Origin of the sequence: Mastigocoleus testarum BC008 (assembly GCF_001456025.1) — a bacterium.
Lineage (GTDB): Bacteria > Cyanobacteriota > Cyanobacteriia > Cyanobacteriales > Nostocaceae > Mastigocoleus > Mastigocoleus testarum.
In genome coordinates this window covers 122,444-139,536 of the sequence record NZ_LMTZ01000001.1, presented here as the reverse complement: position 1 = coordinate 139,536, position 17,093 = coordinate 122,444, and the positions used below count along the sequence as shown (strand labels likewise).

The following is a 17,093-nucleotide window of genomic DNA, read 5'->3' as shown; positions in this document are numbered from 1 at the left end:
TTGTCATCATATCTATTACCGTTTATCAAATATGCTCTTAATAAATTGTGCTAAACTAAACGGACAATTTGTGATACGAATTAATCTATTTTTTCAGTGTATTTAATATATTCTTATGTATAAGGTTTAACTCTGCGGCTAATTGGTAGATCAAACTATTAATATAATCTCCATAATTCATGAACGAATCTTTTTCAATGCATTATTAATTGATTGTAAGTTTAATGGATATTGACAAATATCTTGATTTAAATCATATCTAAGTCGACATTGAAACTATTGATTAACTGTTGATTTTCCGTTTCTGGATTTAAGGAAATACTTAATAGGGAATTTGTTGGGTTTTTTGGGATATTGGCCAATACAATCTGGAGTTGATTTAATATTCTGCGAATAGTAGGAACATCAAATTTATTAGTATGATATGTCATATGCATCGATAATGTTGAGCCCATTTCCACTCTCAGGTTTAATGGATAATTAGTTCTGGAACAAGAACGAACATTAATAATTTTCCAGATGCTATTTTCTTGCCACAAAGAATTATCTACTGGATAATTTTCAAAAGTTATAAAACTCTCAAATAAAGATGTTCCGCGAGGTATCTCACTCCATTCCCGAATCATCACTAGTGGAGTGTACTCGTGTTGAAGCATTTCAGTCTGCTGTTTCTGTAAATCATTCAGCCAATTAATTAGTGAGATGTGTGGATTAACCCGTACTCGTACTGGCAAGATATTTATTAATAGTCCAACAATAGATTCAATCCTTGGTACTGCTGCTGTACGTCCGGAAACAATTGTTCCAAAAAGAATATCTTCTTCTCCACTATATCGACTGAGAAGTAAAGCCCATGCTCCTTGAATAATTGTATTGAGAGTGATTTGATGCTGTTTTGCAAAGGATTGCAGAGCATAAGTGGTTTCCATTGACAGTTGAATTTCTTCATGACCGTGTTCTTGCTCTATTGGAAATGAGGTAAGAGATGCTTCACTTATTCCTAATTTAGTTGTGGTTTTTATCCCCTTCAAGCATTTACGCCAGAAGGTTTCAGATTGGGACAAGTGTTGTTTTTGTAACCAACCAATGTAATTCCGATAAGGAACGTTATCTTCTAAGTGTAAATCATGATTTTCATGTAATGCTTGGTAAAAATCTTGAAATTCTTTGAAAATAATTGAATTACACCAACCATCTAGTATCAAGTGATGGTGGCTCCAGATAAATTCGTAAGTATCTGCGTTTATGCGAACAAGTGTGACTCGCATCAAAGGTGCTTTTTCCAAAGAAAAGCCACGCTGCAAATCTGTTTGCAGATAAGCTTGCAATTTTTCTTCTCGCTCTTGGGAAGATAAGTCAGACCAGTCTTTTACTTCCCAAGCTACTTCTACCTGGGACAGTACTATTTGGATCGGTTCATCTAATCCCTCCCAAATGAAAATAGTTCTTAAGCTGGGATGTCGATTTAATACCTGTTGCCATGCTTTTTCCAGGAATGGTAAATGAAAATTACCCTTGAGGGTTAAAATCTTTTGCTGGCAATATATTCCTGAACGGGGGGTATATAAACAATGGTAGAGCATACCCTGCTGCATGGGTGAAAGACTGTAGATATCCTCTATATTATTGAATTTATTACTCAGTAGGTCGATTTGTTGTTGTTCTAACTTAATTAAGGGAAAATCAGAGGGTGTATAACCACAACCACCATGTGTGCCGAGACAGTGGTGGATTGTTTGTTTCAGTGTTGCGATGAAATTCTGAGCTAAATTTTCAATAGTAGACTTTTGATGTATATTTTCACTGTAAGTCCAATGTAGTTGTAATTTCCCTTCGAGAACGATGCCATCAATTGCAATTAAATGAGGTCTGTTTCCTGTTAAACTCCGTTCAGTGCTGTTTGAATTTTTAGCTAAACGAAAAATTGCTGATTCTGATAAAACTTGATCGAATTGTCCCAAATAGTTAAAGCTGATCTCTGGTTGAGTTATAGCTGTGAGTTTTTCAATGCTTGTTAAATCCTCGCTCATATAACGCAATAGTCCGTAACCAATACCTCGATTGGGAATTTTGCGTAGTTGCTCTTTAATTGATTTCACTGCGAATTCAGTTGCTTCACTAGCTTCAATTACTTCAATTCCCTTTAAACTTAGAACTACTGGAAAACGGGTAGTGAACCAGCCTATGGTACGCGATAAATCTACATCATCAAATAGCAGTTCTCTTCCGTGACCTTCTAGTTCAATGAATAAAGTATTTTCTCCAGTCCACTGTCTAAAAGTTTGAACTAAAGTAGTCAACAGTAAATCATTAATTTGAGTGTGATAAACTGCTGGAACTTGCTGTAAAAGAGTTTGGGTATCTTGTTCGGTCAGTGATACAGAAACTACTCGGGCAGAGTCAACAGTGTTAGGTCCATCGAAGTAGTCTTTTGGCAGTAAAGCTGTTTTATTTTGATTTAACCAATAGTCCAATTCTTGCTGCAATTTTTGCGATCGGGCATATCTACTTAATTGTTCTGACCAGTACTTAAAAGAAGTAGTTTTCTTGGCAAGTTGAATTGTTTCACCACAACTAAGCTGTTGATAAGCTTTCTGTAAGTCTTCCAGTAAGATGCGCCAGGAGACTCCATCCACGAGCAAATGATGAATTACTATCAATAAACGCTTTTCCTGATCGCAGCCAAGATCGAACAGTGCAACCTTCATTAATGGTGCTGTTGATAAATCAAGGGATGCCTGGATTTGCCATGCTTCTATCTCAATTGCACTTATTTGCTCGGTCTGTGGAAGCGATGATAAATCGATGCGATCAATGGGAATTTGTAGATTGTTACCAGCAGTCATTGGCTGCCAAGCCATTTCCTGATACTTAAAGTAGAGGCGAAGGACATCGTGGTGTTCGAGCAAGTAGTTTATGGCTTTTTCGAGTAAATCTGGCATAACCACCTGTGAAATTTCCAGCATAATCGACATATTCCAGTGGTGAGGCTCAGAAAAATCCTGCTCAAAAAACCAGCGTTGAATAGGTGTCAAATTTACTGCGCCTTTTACCAATCCCTGGTCTACACAAACAGAGGAAGTTTGGCTTGCTACTGCTCCTAGCTCAGCAATTGTTTTATACTGAAATAGTTGCATGGGCTTGAGGCTTAGTCCTGCTTGGTTTGCCTTGGATACAATTTGAATGCTCAGGATGGAATCTCCACCTAATTCAAAGAAGTTATCATGTATTCCTATCTTTTTCTGACCGAGCACTTCACACCAGATATCAGCTAGCAATTTTTGTTCTGGAGTCTTGGGGGCGACAAAAGATTCTTCTGTTTCTAAATCTGTTATGTTGGGTTTTGGTAATGCTTGGCAATCAAGCTTCCCATTTGCCATCATTGGCAAAGCTTTTAGCATCACAAAAGTAGAAGGAAGCATATAGTTGGGTAGTCGTTCCTGTAAAAAACTACGCAGTTCGCTAATCTTTGGCGGAGTTGATTTGCGATCAGGAACGAAATATACTACCAAGCGTTGTTCATCTGTTGTCTTTTCAAAAGCTTTAGCAACAGCTTCCTCAACTTTGGGATGTTGTTGCAGTGCTGATTCAATTTCTCCTAACTCTATGCGGAAACCGCGAATTTTTACCTGTTGGTCGATACGACCCAGAAATTCGATTTTACCATCCGGTAAATAGCGAGCTAAATCCCCAGTTTTGTATAAATATGCTTTCGAATGAGGAAATAGATCGTGGAAAGGATTATCAATAAAACTTGCTGCAGTTAACTTGGGTTGATTGAGATATCCTCTGGTTAAATTTGCACCGCCAATGTAAATTTCACCAGCAACACCGATTGGTACGGGTCGTAAATTAGAATCAAGTAAGAAGACTTGGGTATTTGGTAGGGGATGACCCAGGGGAACTGTAGCTGAATTAATTTCTGCAGATTTTTCTTGTTCTACCTGGTATGTGAGTACTCCCACAGTTGCTTCTGTTGGTCCATAATGATTAACAATCATACAATTCGGAGCAAGGGTTTGTACTCGGTCAATCAATCCCCAGTCAGAAACTTCGCCCCCTAAAATCAATCTACCTTTGGGTAAAATTTGCTCTGGGTATTTGCAGGAGTTTAGTAGAGCGCGGAGGTGAGTCGGGACAATTTTCAAATAATCAATACCACCATGACTGTAGCAATAGTCAGCGAATGCATCTGGATTTGTAGCTCGTTCTTGGGAAATTATATGAAGAGACCCACCCGTACATAATGAGGGGAATATAACGGTATTACCAAGATCGGCAGCTAAAGTAGAAACTAAAGCAAATTTAGCATTATGGGGAATATCTAAACGCTCGACGATTCCATAAACATAATTTAATAATTGCTGATGTTCAACTGCTACTCCCTTAGGCTTACCAGTAGAGCCAGAAGTATAGATAACATAAACTAGATTATCTGGTGTAACTTCGCTACCAAGATTATCAACACTTTGTCTGTCAACTATATCCCAATCTTGATCGACATCAACCACACGAGCTTGACTTTCAGGCAAACTCAATAAAGACTGTTGCTCAGTAAGTATTACTAATGGTTGAGTATTTTCTAAAATCCAAGCAAGACGTGATTTTGGTAAGGCTGGATCGAGAGGAACGTAAGCACCACCGGCTTTAAGGATGGCTAATATCCCTACGATCGTTTCCAGCGAACGTTCCATGCAAATTCCAACAATTACTTCTGGTGCAACGCCGAGTTTTTGTAAATGGCGTGCTAATTGGTTTGCTCTCGCGTTTAATTGAGCATAGGTCAATGTTTGCTCTTCGAATACAATTGCGAGGTTATCTGGTTGGTTTTTTACCTGTTTCTCAAATAGTTGATGAATGCACTGGTTTTTGAAGTAATTGCCAGTATCGTTATTAAATTTCCATAAAAGCTGTTGCTGTTCAGAAGTATCAAGAATTGCCAGTTCTCCAATTGAAACTGACATATTTTCAATCACACCATTCAATAAAGTTTGATACTGTTTGACCCAATATTTAATATTTTCTTCCCGATAAATATTTGAGTCATAGTGAAGTTCCAGGGCAATAATATTATCTTTCTGAATACAGGATAGTTTGACTTTGAATTTATCAATATAGCTAATTTGTTTATAAACCGACAATGAAAATTTTTCAGTAATTTTTTTAATATGTTGCTGTTCAAAATTAAAACAAAATTGACAGAAAGGTATATTTTTTTTATTGTCTGTAGATAATTCTACTTCTGCCCAACTAAAATAATTTTGTAGTTTATATTTTGCTTCAACAGATAAATCTATTTGTTTTAATATTTCAGTAAATTCTAACTCAGCCTCTAAATAGCAATCATTGGGTAAATATTTTGCATATAATCCCAAACCTTGTTTAAGTTCTTCGTATGGACGACCGTCATATAAAGTACCTACAATAATATTTGAGTTACCTGTAAGTTTCCAAAGTAAAATATACCAACAAGTTAAAAGAAGTGTAGATATTGATGTATGATATTTTTGTGCAATTTCCTTGAGTTGTAAGACTATATTTTGCTCTAGATAATTGGTAATATATTTTGGCTTAAATACTTGGTTGTCTGAATTTTTTAACTCAAAGGGAAGCTTAAAATTATAAGCAGACGAGACATTTGTTTTACTCCAATATTCTCTTCCCTGGGTTGTTTCCTCAGACTGCAGTAAATCATTTTGCCATTCGGAAAAATCTGCATACTGCATTGGGTCTTGGTCAATTTCGGCAGTTATGAAGTTTGTATAGAAAGTAATTAATTCAGTTACTAAGTTCCCTAATGCGAAACTATCTGCGCAAAATGCTGGTAAACTGACGATTAAAACATAGGTTTTTGGTAAAGTCTTTGCTAGAGTTATATGCAAATTCTCATCTTGTTCTAAGTTAAAAGGTAAGTGACTAATTTCCCAAAATATTTCTTTGATTTTTAATTCTCGTTCTGTTGGGGACAAACTAGTTAGATCGTGTTGATAAATTGGAGGTAAATATGTTTTATTTATAACTTGAAGTGGAAAAATTATTTCTGGCGAATAAAATAAGTTAGTGCGCAGAATTTCGTGTCTTTCTATAATAGTTTTGAAAGCTTGTCTTAAATTATCAATATTGATATGTCCCTCAATTAATACTGCACACTGACTGCGATACGAACAACTAATTTGAGTTTCTTTTTGTAATAACCACAAATGTTTTTGTTGAGGTGATAGTTGAAATCCTTCCATGATGTTCTTCTCCAAGCTGAGAACAAAATATTGATTTTTCAAATTGTTTTTTGTTTAAAGAATTAAATCACACATAAATACTAAATTTCAGCACATTGAGTAATCATATTTATATTTATTTAGCTGATGTTTATATTGCTAGTTTTAAGTTGATGAAAAGATTCTGCCATAGCTACAACAACTTTTCTTGAACCTATAAATGGCTCGCGTCCGTGTGAAAATAACATATTATCTAACATTAAAATATCTCCTTTGCACCAGGGAAAAATAATTTTTTCCTGGTGGTAAATTTGATGTATTTCCTCTAATACAGATTCCTCAATTGGGGAACCATCACCATAGTAAGAATTACGAGGAAAATCTTCTTCCTGAAAATTCGCAAACAAAAAATCGCGTACGCTCGATTCCAAGCTTGATACATGAAATAAATGAGCTTGGTTGAACCACACACTTTCACCTGTCTGGGGGTGAATTGCGATCGCTTGACAAACCTGACGCGTTCTGAGGTGATTGCTGCTTTTCCATTCACAATCAATACCAAAACTTTTGCAGTAATTCTCTACTTCAGATTTATCTGTTGTTTGAAAGACATTTTCCCAACTCAAGTCTAATCCATCTTGATAATTACGGACATACATGACTTTCTTTTGTCGAAATTTTTCTACAATTTTAGGGTTGAGGTTCGTGAGAATTCTTCGACTATCAGCTATTGGTGTTTCTCCACCTTGCTCAGACGGTTGAATACAAAAAAAACCAACTATAAGAGGCCAATTATGGCTGTAAGACATTTCATTGTGTAATGGTATTGATTGATAAGCTGGGTATTCAGTTGAAGTATAAACATTTCCGCTGACATGACTGCGAGGTGTTGAACGATAAGTATATCTCATCATGTCATTAGATATTACCTTCATAAGCTGCTCAAATTCTGCAACTGATGTGAAATTAAAATTACGAAATAGTATACCTCCATACTTTAATAAATTAACTTTAATAAAATCTCTATTTTTCTTGAACCATGACATTGAATTTAAACCTTCTATATTAGGTTCTAATAATAAAGGTAGGTTTTGATTTTTTTGTAAATTTCCAATATTAACAACATACTCTTGTGATAAATCTACAGATTTGCGCCGAGTAATTTTTAGTTTTTTTTGGCTAAAATCTTCTGTGTAATTTTTTTTCATTTTTATTCACTTTATATTAAAAAAAATGTATCTATTTTAAACTTACTTTTTATGATCTCCTGTGCTTTATGAGGTACATAAGCCAACCACTTATAGTTTCTTTTAATATAGTAGTTGCGGAACCAAAAAGGGGCGATCCATTTGGTTAATGGTTGGTCTACTAATGGTTGTCGTTCGAACTCTTCTATGAAATTAGCAATATCTAAACAAATTAAATCAACTAATACTTGTTTTTCAATGAAAATTTTTTCATTAGTTAGCCGATTTGTGAGGTACAAATCATTTCCGCGTTCTATTTTCTCATAGTATGCTTTCCTATTTTTGGCAATACAGTAAAGAAAAACAAGATATTCTGCCTTTTCTCCAACCTCATATTGGAGTTTCTCCCGGTCTGCAAAATTAAAAATATATAAGGTATTTGCAACCCCTTCAGTTCCGTAGAAAGAGTGAAAATATCCAGCTAAACATACATTCTCATCACATCCCCATTCTTTAAGTAAATCACCAGTTGCAATTAGGTGTTCGTAAAAAGTTCTCTTACTGTGAGATATTTTATCAGTACCATACTTTTTGAGGCGTTCATTGATATTAATTATCTGTTGCATGATCCATAACATCCAAAGCTTTACGTTTAATTTTTTTGAGCTTCTTCACTGTGCTGTGCTCCATTTTTTCTGCATGTTGAAGGTAATTTTGATTTTGAAAATCAGTTAATTTTTCTCCAACTTGCTCTAATGTAATATCAAAATCTTTCAAAACTGTATGGATAATTATTTCATATTGTTTTATCCAGCTTTGAATAGTTTGAAGGCGAAATAAATCTGAATTGTAAGTACAGGTTAATAGAAGTTTTCCTTCTGTTTCAGCTATATTCCAAGTCAAATCTCTTCGAGTACTATCTAAAGAATTTATACTTGCTTTAGTTTCTAAATCGGAAAAATTAAGCTGTTGACCAAATTTTTCTAAATTAAATTGAACTGAAATCAAAGGAGGACGACTGGGATCTCGCTTTAAATCTAGTTTCTTTAATAGCAAGCTAAATGGATAGTTTTGATGCTCATAGGCATTGAGTAAAATATTTTTGATGCTAGCTAAATATTCAGTAAATATTTCACCTTCAATCTGACATTTTAATGGCAAAACATTGACACAATAACCAACTAAATCCTTCCAACCTAAAGCAGATTGTCCAGCAGCAGAAATTCCAATTACTATATTTTTTTGACCTGATAATTGATACAGCAAGAAATTAAATGCAGCCAACAAAATCATAAAAGTGGTACATCCCTTTCGAGTGCCCATACTTCTTAGCTGCTCGTAGGTCGAAGAATCAAAAATTATACTTTCTTCTGCCCCTACATAAGTTTGTATTGGAGGTCGAGGATAATCTGTAGGTAAATCTAAAATAGGAATCGAAGTCGCAAATTGTTCTAACCAGTAAAATTCATCTAACTGTATTTTTTGGCTATTAGTTTGTAATTCTTGCCATAATACGTAATCCCTAAACTGTTTTGCTGGTTCTAGTTGACAGGTTCTTTTTTGACATTCTGCAGAATAAATAGTGCCTAGTTCTTGCAAAATGATATCAATTGACCAGCCATCAACAATAATATGGTGAGCCGTCAAGATTAACCAATGCAGATTTTCTTCTAATTTGAGTATGGAGACCCGTAACAAAGGTTTTTGAGTCAGGTCAAAAGGTTTGCTTGCTTCTTGTGAAATCCACTGGTTTATTTGAGATTGTCGCTCCTGGAATTCCAAACTGGAGAAATCTACTAATGGAACTTTGATACTCACATATGAGTATATTTCCTGATAATTCCCTTGACAACTAATAACGGTTCGCAGTGCTTCATGGCGTGCTACTACTTTTTGCACTGCTTGTATCATTGCATCTATGTTTAGTAAACCTTTTAGTTGCAGCTTGATAGATTCGTTATAACTAACAGATCCTCCATCTCCCATTTGAGCTAGCACCCAAAGTTGTTTTTGAGCATCGGTGATGGGAATTCTGTGTGCTGCTTGAGCAACAATAACTGCATGTTTGGGAAGCGTACTGCTTGTTTGGGATTGATTGGGAGGAATGATAGCAGTTTCTCTAAATCCGCTTTCTTGTAATAATTCTTGCCATTGGACTGTAGATAAGAGTGGGTAACCTGGGCGTAGTTGACGATCTGAGAATTTCCACCAACCTTCAGTTAAACCAAAGATTAAATCTAACCACCGTCGCGGTGCTGTTTCTTCCAACAGTACTAATAAACCTCCTGGAGACAACAACTGCAAAATGTGTTTTAAGGTTTGACGTAAGTCTTGGGTGGCGTGTAGCACATTGGCTGCAACAACTAAGTCATACTTCCCGGTAGTAAGCTTTTGATTTTCAGGCTCTTGCTCAATATCTAAACTTTTATATTCTACAAACTGATAATCACTAAACTTACTCCGGGCTTTCCCTGCGAAGGTAGGAGATAAATCTGTAAAGACATATTCTACTTTATCGGATGGTAAGTGGGGCAAGATATAAGCGGTAGTTCCTCCTGTCCCAGCACCAATTTCTAAAATTCTTGCCTTTGTCCCATCTGGTAAATGTTCTAAAGCAGCCGAAACTGTCTTTTGGGCTGAAGTGTTTAATACCTTAGCAACAGCAGAATGCTGATATAGATTGGTCAGTATTGTTAAATCACCATTGGGAAATATTAACTGTAAAGGTTGGCATCTACCTTGTAGTACCTGTGCTAATTCTCTCCCACAGCGTTGGAGTAAAGTCAACTCCGTCTCTATAGCTGGATATTTGGCTAAAATTTCTTGTTCTTGAGTTTGTACATCTAAGATTCCTGGAACTCGAACAACTTCCCACTGTTCATTTGCTCGAGTAAGAATGCCTTCTTCTTCTAATATCTGCAATAAACGATCCAGTAAACGTTGATGTTGCTCGATCGCACCCAATTGTTCCTTAATCAGGGAATTGGAATAACAACGATGAAGCTGAAATTCAAATCCCATTTGTTGGAAAGCTCTTAAAATGTAAGTAACACTCAAAGCTTCCAATTCAGCTAATCCTTTCTCATAATTTTCCAAATCCAACTCCACAGCCAGTTTCATCAAATCTGATTCAATATTATTTTTGACTTCTACAGGAGTGGGAATGTAATTGGGTAATGTCTGCTGAAAATTACCGATCTGTGATGGAAATAAATGAGAATTGTTATCTGTGAGTTCATTTAACCTGTTAAGTTGTCTGGAATTTTTAGGGAAAAAATCATCTTTTACAGATGGAGAATAGTTTGTATTTAATTGAGAATTGTCAATATTGGGGATTTTTGGTGGGAGCAATAAATTTTGATTATTCCCCAAGTTCTGGATCGATTGATTATTTTGAGTCTGTGCTGGTTTATTCGCAGCAGATTTGATTAAAAAGCCGTTCTTACGCAGTTCTTCGACACTTTCTTTAACAGCTTGAATTAAATAATTAATATCTTCTTGTGTATGGGCGCTAGAAAGAAAACAATTACGCCCTTCCCAAATATAAATACCTTTTTCAAGTAAGTGGTAATATAGCACATCAAGGTTTTCCGTAGAGTTAAACCGGAACAATGAACCAAAATGCACCAAATTGATGGGTACGTCTTTGCTTACAAAGTAATTGTTTAGGATTTCTACTATCTGCGATGTCTGTTGATTTAATTTCTCTTGAAGGGTAGGACCTTGCTGTTTCAAATGCTTCAGAATTGCAAGTGCTGCAGCCATTCCCCAATGATTTTTATTAAAGGTACCGGCAAAAAAGGTTTTTTCTGTCTGGGGATAGGAGCTATCTCCATATTTCCACATGCCACCATCGATGCAGTTCATGTAAGCCATTTTACCGGCAACAACGCCGATTGGCAGTCCGCCACCAATAAGTTTTCCATAGGTAACCAAGTCTGCTTCCACGTCAAACCATTTCTGAGCGCCACCAAGGTGAATGCGGAAACCTGTGAGGACTTCATCAAATATTAGGGCGATTCCAGATTCTGCTGTTAATTGGCGTAACTGTTTGACAAAAGCTTTGGGTTGTAAATCGGGGCGTCTACTTTGTACCGGTTCTACTAATACAGCGGCTAGTTCGTGACTGTGAGTTCGCAAAATTTCAAGAGATTTGGGATCTCCGTAATCAAGTATTAAAATATCTTTCACTGCATGTGCAGATACACCTTCTGCTGCTGGTACAGCTTTAATTTGATTGGGTAATGCTGTTGCTAAAACTCCATCAAAATGCCCGTGATATGAACCACTAAACATCGCAACTTTACTGCGACCTGTTGCCGTGCGAGCTATTCTGAGGGCAGTCATCACTGCTTCTGTGCCCGTATTACAGAAAGTTACCCGCTCTACCCCTGTTAGTTCGCAGATTAACTTGGCTACTTCCCCAGCTAAACTTGATTGAGGACCAATTTGAATACCTTGTTGAATATAGTTTTCTAGGGCTTGAGTGATAAAGGTTGGTGCGTGACCAAATAAAAGAACTCCGAACCCCATAGTAATATCAATATATTCATTGTTATCCACATCCCAAAATCTGGAACCTTTTGCCCGCTTGCCGATGACGGGATATAACATTTCCTTAATATTAAGTCGGAAGCCTGCAACTGCTCTGCTATCTGCGAGGTACGAACGATAATTTTGTGTCTGTTGTTTGGATGTTTGAGTTCGCTGAGTATATCGAGTAATTAAGGCTTCCAAGTGATATTTTTGCTGCGGATTTAGTTCTCTAGTTTTTTTTTGTGCAATGGAACTGGATGAAAAGGATGATGATTTAAGTGGTGTGGATTGAAGTTCAAGCTGGGGAATAGAAGATAGGTTTTGATTCCCCTGCTTTTTTGCTGATGAAGAGCCATTCCCAAAAGTTGTACTTTCTCCATTCGCATTACTCTTACGTAATACTTCTAGTTGCTCAGACATGAGTTTAGACATGACTTGCAACTGCTGTCCCATAATTTTTTCTAGGGTTTGCTCGGATAATGTTTTGTTTGTTTCTGTTTCTAATGAAATTGATTTTTGGGAAACTGTCTGAGAATTCAGAGATACTGGTAATTGCTGTTCTAGTTCTGGGGGTATTGATTCCGAGAGTATACTTTCTGCCTCAACCTCCTCTGGAGGTAAATTCTCATTGATGTAATTTGCCAGAGTATCTAAGGTTTGCAACTCTTCAAATAATTGACTGGTAGCGATCTGAACCCCATAAGTATTTTTAACTACCCGTAACACATCTATTAAAACTAGCGAATCTGCCCCCATTTCTAAAAAAGGTACGTAAATATCAATTTCTGAGGGTGAAATCTGTAATAATTTTGCCAGTTCGGAAAGCAAGTTAGATGTAATTTTATCTTTTCGTGTTGTTTGGCGCGGTGAATTAACTCTCTGTTGAGATGCTTTGCTTTCTACTATATCTTTATTCATTGGGTAATCTGCTTCTTTTAACCAATAACGTTTTCTTTGGAAAGGATAAGTAGGTAATGATAATAGAATTCGTAATTTATTTTCTTCAAATCCTTGCCAGTTTACATTAACCCCACGCACATATAAATTAGATAAACTTTCAAGTAATACTTGCCAGTTGTCTTTACCTTCAACTAAAGAAGGAAGCCAAGTAGCTGAAATATCCTGATTATAACGTTTGCCCAGATTGCATAAGATGGGCTTTGGTCCAATTTCTACAAATAATTTATAACCTTGCTCGATTAAAGTATTTATCCCTACCGTAAACCGAACTGCTTCTCTGGTATGGTTTCGCCAATACTTTGCATCGGGAATTTCTTCTGGGGAGAATAATTTACCCGTTACATTTGAAACCAAGGGTAAATGGGGAGTTTTAAACTCGATCTGACTGGCTTTGTGCTCAAAAGCATCCAACATCAGTTCCACTAAGGGAGAGTGAAAAGCATGAGAGACTTTTAAAGCTCTTGTTTTTATCCCTTCTGCTTCAAATTTTGTTACAACTGCCTTAATTTCCTGGTTAGAACCAGAAATGACAATATTATCTGGTCCATTAATTGCTGCAATTGAGACCTTTTGGGAATAAGCTTGAATTACCGTGCGAATTTTTTTCTCATCTGCGAAGACTGCAAACATTTGACCGTTTCGGGGTAAGTCTTGCATTAAACTAGCCCGAGAAGCAATTAGCTTTAAACCATCTTCTAAACTAAATACTCCTGCAATGCAAGCAGCAACATATTCACCAACACTGTGACCGATCGCTGCATTTGGTTCAATCCCCCAGGATTTCCATAACTGGTAAAGTGCGTATTCAAAGGCAAATAAAGCTGGTTGGGTGTATACGGTCTCATTGATTGCTGAAAAGTTGGAATTTTCTGTTTTCTCAGGATATAAAACTTCCAGCAAAGGTATTTTTAGGTAAGGACGTAAAATGCGATCACAATAGTCTATGGTTTCGCGGAAAACTGGTTGGGTTTGATAGAGTTGACTTCCCATTCCCAAATACTGAGATCCCTGACCAGTAAATAAAAAAGCTATCTTCGGTGGCTTTCGACTATTGGTTTTATACTTGCATGAATCGATATTTTCTTGCTGCGAAGTAAAAGCTTTTAACTTTTGGCCCAATTGTGGTATTGATTTTGATACGATCGCCAAACGATGAGTAAAATGCGATCGTCCTACATTGGCAGTAAAACAAACATCTGCTAGAGATACTTCTGGATTGGAAGCCAAGAAGTTTTCATATTTTTGGGCTAGCTGTTTTAGTGCTTCTTTCGTTTTTGCTGAAAGTGCCAAAACATTTAAAGGACGCTCAGTGCTTGCTCTTATTTGATTTTCTAAGGGTGCCTCTTGCAAAATTATATGGCAATTCGTACCACCAAAACTAAAACCACTTACTCCCGCGAAGCGAGTTCCCTGACAACTCCAGGGCTGCTGGAATTTTGGAATAAACATCGGAGTTTCTTCCAAAGAAATGTAAGGATTCAGTTGTTTGAGATGAAGATGTGGTGGAATTTTTTTATGTTGCAAAGATAGCACCACTTTGATGATTCCAGCTATTCCGGCAGCGGCTTCTAAATGACCAATATTAGTTTTTACCGAACCAATACCACAAGGTTGCTCCTGGGAACGATTCTCCATTAAAACTGCCTTAATGGAAGCAATTTCTATTGGATCTCCCAAAGTCGTACCGGTACCATGAGCTTCGATATAACTAATTTGTGCGGGTTCAACTTTGGCATTCTCTAAAGCTTTACGAATAACGGCTTGTTGAGCTAATGCATTGGGGGCGGTAAGTCCATTACTCAAACCGTCTTGATTAATTGCCGAACCTCTAATCAATGCCAGAATCCGATTTTTATCTTTTACAGCATCTGATAGGCGTTTAAGAATGATTACACCACAGCCCTCTCCGCGCACATAACCATTAGCACTAGCATCAAAAGTTTTACAACGACCATCAGGAGACATCATCCGTGCTTGAGAGAAAGTGACGGTCATATCTGGGGATAAAACGAGATTCACCCCACCAGCAATAACTAGATTAGATTCTCCACTCCGCAAACTCTGACAAGCTAGGTGAACTGCGACTAAAGATGAAGAACAGGCAGTTTCTAGACCAATACTGGGTCCCTTAAGATTTAAGTGATAAGATAGACGATTCGCGGCAATACTTAGAGCTCCACCAGTAGCATTATAAGCATCTATATTATCTATATTCTTACATAGAATCCTTGTATAATCTGTGTTACCGATGCCAATAAAAACACCTGTATCGGTACCTGATAAATTGTATGGAGCAATCCCAGCATCTTCTAAAGCCCCCCAAGCAACTTCTTGCAGCAATCGTTGCTGGGGATCCATATGCTCTGCTTCCCGGGGAGAAATATTAAAAAACTCAGCATCAAAAGAATCTACATCTCGTAAAAAACCCCCCCAACGGGTATTCATTTTTCCCGGTTTTCCCTGCTCTAAATCGTAAAATCTATCTATGTCAAAGCGTTCGGGGGGAACTTCAGATATGGCATCTGTTCCCTTCTCCAGCAAGTTCCAAAATGCTTCTGGATTATTAGCATCAGGGAAACGGCAGCCTAAACCTATAATTGCGATCGATTCCATGACAATACTCCTCTTTACTTACACTTTTGCTAGCGAAGCTTGGCATAAATATTCAGCCACAGTTCCAATCGTCGAGTAGCTATAAAATAAGGTCGGAGGAAGCTCGCACCCAAGCCAATCTCCTAAATCGCTAATCAAAGTGATAGCTTCAGAGGAGGATAAACCATAGCGTTCAAAAGGGGTATTTTCTTCTATTTCATCAACGTCAATCTCTAATAGCTCAGCCAAATAAGATGTTAACCAATTTTGAATACTCGCTACTGTTAATTGTCCTTTGCGTACTTTTCTTGCTACGTCAATATTATTAGCTGTCGAAACTTGAGTATCTTTTCTGGGCAATGTACTTACAAGTTCGCAGTACATTTTCATCGCTTTCTCACGGCTGATACCTTTAAATTGATTCCAAGCTTGCCACTCAATATACTTGCGGGGATGTAAGATGGGATTTATTTCCTGCTCTTGACAATCACCTTCAATGGCCTGTTTCTCGAGACCGTAAATCTCTAACTTACGTTTATCTTCTGGAATTTCGACGCGACCGAAACGAATCAAATTAGATGTAACTTGAAATTTAACTTCTGTTTCATCTAAATCATGCTTATCTCTAACAACATTGTATTCATAGCGATCGCGTCCAGAGACTAAAATATTAAAATGTCTTTTGATGTTATGTCCATTCTCATCAATAAAATCCCCTTTGAGTCTATAGGGATAAACCTTAGTATGTGGACGAATATAACGTCCAATAATTGCCATCCGCCGTCGATCTGAATGGTTTGGCAAAGAACTATGCATTACTCTCTCTGTAAAAATTACTACTTGACCTGCTTTTACGGGTACTTCTTCTATTTCCCAGTCATTTTCATCAAAATCGTATGATAATGAGTATTCTTGCTTTCTTTGCCAAACAGTTTTATGGGCACTAATCCCAGCAAACACCCCTTCTTCTGCAGGAATGCTTCCTTGTAATATTTCAAATTCTTTCCTATGGGAACCATTCGCAAAACGCATGCAGCCATTTTCGCGGTCTGAATCTTCTAAAGCGACCCATACTGTTAAGTTTACGGGATCTCGATCATCTGGAGAATAAACCAGTGTTTTCTTTTCAAAGTCAATATCACTGGAAGTATAAAACTCTATTGCTTGATGCCATTTTATTTCACCTTGTCCTGGCATTTTACAAAACACATTGGTATACCAAAGCAATAAATCTAAACCAGCAATCTGATTTAGTCGCGAAATCAGATCGGGATGCCTGAACATATTTGCTAATGGTTCATAAAATAGATGATGGTCGCGGGGAGTTTCAATATTAAGTACGTTATTGTAGAAACCCATAATCTCCTGACCGTTGGCTTCTACTATCATTTTATGATTATTTTCTAAGCATTCTCTGACTTTAGTAATTTCTCCAGGCGAGAAGATATCTATTGGACCAACCCATCCCTTTTCTTGGAAGTGTTTAATTTGAGCATCAGTAAGCATAAATTAATTTCTCCTGTTATATGAATTTTGTATACTTATTCGTAATTACAGTATTTATGTTCTGGAAAATATTTATCTGGAAAATGTTTATATAATT

5 protein-coding genes are annotated in these 17,093 nt (G+C 36.9%); all 5 read right to left on the bottom strand.

The genetic code is table 11. The annotated features are described in order from the left end of the window. Window positions 1-248 precede the first annotated feature (248 nt). Window positions 249-6,236, bottom strand: a complete 5,988-nt coding sequence (locus tag BC008_RS00485) for a non-ribosomal peptide synthetase (RefSeq protein WP_058182935.1) — start codon at window positions 6,234-6,236, stop codon at window positions 249-251. Between the two features lie 119 nt (window positions 6,237-6,355). Further along, window positions 6,356-7,423, bottom strand: a complete 1,068-nt coding sequence (locus BC008_RS00480; RefSeq protein ID WP_058182934.1) for a TauD/TfdA family dioxygenase — start codon at window positions 7,421-7,423, stop codon at window positions 6,356-6,358. An 11-nt stretch (window positions 7,424-7,434) separates the two neighbouring features. Next, window positions 7,435-8,028, bottom strand: coding sequence for a DUF6817 domain-containing protein (locus BC008_RS00475; RefSeq protein WP_058182933.1), 594 nt, complete (start codon window positions 8,026-8,028; stop codon window positions 7,435-7,437). After that, entirely contained in the window at window positions 8,012-15,511 is a 7,500-nt protein-coding gene (locus BC008_RS00470; protein WP_058182932.1) for a type I polyketide synthase, read from the bottom strand. Before BC008_RS00470 ends, BC008_RS00475 begins: the two co-directional genes overlap by 17 nt. A gap of 18 nt (window positions 15,512-15,529) precedes the next feature. Next, a complete protein-coding gene (locus BC008_RS00465) occupies window positions 15,530-16,996 on the bottom strand; it encodes an acyl-CoA-binding protein (RefSeq protein WP_027840652.1) in 1,467 nt (488 codons plus the stop codon). Between the last annotated feature and the right edge of the window lie 97 nt (window positions 16,997-17,093).

Bases quoted from the DNA above. Each gene is read 5' to 3' on its own strand.
- BC008_RS00485 (WP_058182935.1), bottom strand. From the start codon at position 6,236: ATGGAAGGATTTCAACTATCACCTCAACAAAAACATTTGTGGTTATTA.
- BC008_RS00480 (WP_058182934.1), bottom strand. From the start codon at position 7,423: ATGAAAAAAAATTACACAGAAGATTTTAGCCAAAAAAAACTAAAAATT.
- BC008_RS00475 (WP_058182933.1), bottom strand. From the start codon at position 8,028: ATGCAACAGATAATTAATATCAATGAACGCCTCAAAAAGTATGGTACT.
- BC008_RS00470 (WP_058182932.1), bottom strand. From the start codon at position 15,511: ATGGAATCGATCGCAATTATAGGTTTAGGCTGCCGTTTCCCTGATGCT.
- BC008_RS00465 (WP_027840652.1), bottom strand. From the start codon at position 16,996: ATGCTTACTGATGCTCAAATTAAACACTTCCAAGAAAAGGGATGGGTT.